Genomic DNA, 1591 nt, shown 5'->3' with positions numbered 1-1591 from the left:
GAGGCTGTGTGAAAACGCCTCCGGAATGAGCGAATTAGGTTAGCCTCCTGAGGTCAGCAGGAGGTGGGTTGTGAGCCGCTTCGTTCAGGGTGCAGATCGCCGGCAGCAGACGCTGCTTCCCGAGTGTCTCGATGACTATGTGGCCGAGGATAATCCGGTCCGGGTGGTCGATGTCTTCGTCGACGAATTGGATCTGATCGGTCTGAGCTTCGAGGGTATGACGCCGGCGGCGACGGGCCGTCCGGCCTATCACCCGGCCATGCTGCTGAAGCTCTACGTCTACGGCTACCTGAACAAGGTGCAGTCGAGCCGGCGGTTGGAGCGCGAGGCGCAGCGCAACGTCGAGCTGATGTGGCTGACGGGGCGGCTGGCCCCGGATCACAAGACCATTGCCGACTTCCGCCGCGAGAATGGTCCGGCGATCCAGGCGGCCTGTGCGCAGTTCGTGGTCCTGTGCCGCCAGCTTGGCCTGTTCGGCGCGGCCTTGGTCGCCATCGACGGTTCAAAGTTCAAGGCGGTGAACACCCGCGACAAGAACTTCACCGCCTACAAGGTGAAGCGGCGGATCGAGCAGGTCGCCGAGCACATCGCCGGCTATTTGCGGGACCTCGACACGACCGACCGTCACGAGGGAGATGGCGTGGAGGCGCGATCGGTGAGGCTGGTCGAGAAGATCGGTCGCCTTCGCGCTCAGATGGCGATGTTGAAGGTCATGGAGGCTGAGGTCGAAGCGTCGCCTGATGGCCAGGTATCCCTGACCGATCCCGATGCTCGCGCCATGGCGACATCAGGCCGGGGGAGCGGCATCGTTGGCTACAACGTCCAGTCCGCCGTCGAGGGCGAGCATCACCTGATCGTCGCCCATGAGGTGGTGATGACCGGATCGGACAAGCAACAGCTGGCGAACATGGCTGGTCTAGCCAAGGACGCCATGGGCGTGGAGAGGCTCGATGTGCTGGCGGACCGGGGCTACTTCTCCGGCGAGGATATCCTGGCCTGTGAGGCCCTGGGCGCGACGCCCTTCGTGCCAAAGACGCTGACGTCAGGCGCAAAGGCGAATGGGCGCTTCGGCAAGCAGGACTTCGTCTATCTGCCTGATCAAGACGTCTACCGTTGCCCGGCCGGCTCCCTGCTTCCATACCACATGACCGTCGTCGAAAGAGGCATGAAGCTGCATCGATACTGGGATCGGGCCAGTTGCACAGGCTGTAGCATCAAGGCTCAGTGCACGCCTGCGGTCGAGCGAAAGGTCACGCGCTGGGAGCATGAGGCGGTGATCGATGCCCTGCAAACCCGAATGGACCTGAGGCCCAAAGCCATGCGCGAGCGGCGAAGCCTGGTCGAACATCCGTTCGGCACCATCAAGGCCTGGATGGGCCACACCCACTTCCTGATGAAGCGGTTGCCCAACGTGAAGACCGAGATCAGCCTCCACATCCTGGCCTACAACATGAAGCGGGCGATGGCGGTGTTGGGGGCCAAGTCGCTGATAGACGCGATCAGAGCCTGAGAATGAGGCGCTCTGCGCATCATGCCGCTCGCGCACGCCCGCAGCTCAACTCGTTTTTACACAGCCTCGACTCAAAGCGGG

General features: G+C 62.9%; 1 protein-coding gene. It reads left to right on the top strand.

Annotated features, from left to right (window positions below):
- Positions 1 to 70: 70 nt before the first annotated feature.
- On the top strand, positions 71 to 1510 hold the full coding sequence (locus ER13_RS17255; protein ID WP_035311372.1) for an IS1182 family transposase: 1440 nt from the start codon (positions 71 to 73) through the stop codon (positions 1508 to 1510).
- The last annotated feature ends 81 nt before the right edge of the window (positions 1511 to 1591 follow it).

It is taken from the genome of Brevundimonas sp. EAKA (genome assembly GCF_000698025.1).
Classification (GTDB): domain Bacteria; phylum Pseudomonadota; class Alphaproteobacteria; order Caulobacterales; family Caulobacteraceae; genus Brevundimonas; species Brevundimonas mediterranea_A.
The sequence above is the reverse complement of the archived record's forward strand: the minus strand, read 5'-3'. Positions and strand labels throughout refer to the sequence as shown.